This is a genomic window from Bacillus sp. 05T31 (assembly GCF_056396725.1).
On the sequence record NZ_JBFTMA010001136.1, the window covers coordinates 1 to 831 of the forward strand.

Genomic DNA, 831 nt, shown 5'->3' on the forward strand with positions numbered 1-831 from the left:
CAGTAAGATTGCCCATCCGCTGTTTTAAATTCATAAATCCCTAGTCCGACTTTACCAAAAGGTCCATCTACTGTTGTGTGCATCTGGTCCATCATCTCTTGAGTCAGAAGCTTCCCGCCCAACAACGCACTGAAGAAGGTAGTCAAATCATTAACTGTTGAGACTATATCTCCCGCCGCATTTGCCCATGATTGATTCATTTCTGTTAAATCATACAAATGACCCGATCTATCCATATTATATCCTGTGGCATGCTTACCCGGAATTTCGTGACTATTTCCCATCACAAATGTCCCTTTCATTCCAAGCGGTATGATAAACCGTTTCCTGATCTGCTCCGCATACGTTTCTCCTGTTACCTTTTGAATAATTTGACCGGCTAGTACAGTATTCATATTGGAATAATTCCAGCCCTTCCCTGGTGCAAATACAGGTGGCTTTGAAAGTCCAAGGTCGATAAGCTCATCGATGGAATAGTAACGGTATGGATTTTGAGGCAAAGTAATATCTCGGAAATCCAAATCTGTATAGCTAGCAAGCCCACTTGTGTGATTCAATAACTGACGGATCGTAATTTTGTTGCCATCATACCCTTCACCTTTTATGACACCTGGTAGCCATTTTTCAACCGAATCATCCAGATTCAATTTTTTCTCGTCAGCCAACTGTAATACAACGGACGCTGTGAAAGTCTTTGAAATACTTCCAATACGGAATGAAAAATTGGACTCCACCGGGTGTGGTACTTCATAACTGGCTGTACCTGTAGCGTAAGACCAGCGTTTCCCGTTCTGTAACCCGCCAGCTATGACACTTGGGACTCCTTTGATG

General features: G+C 42.7%; 1 protein-coding gene. It reads right to left on the reverse strand.

Annotation, left to right across the window (positions count from 1 at the left end; genetic code table 11):
* Positions 1 to 831: serine hydrolase domain-containing protein (locus AC1DJR_RS31920; protein ID WP_477004458.1), on the reverse strand; the 831-nt coding region annotated here is incomplete at both ends.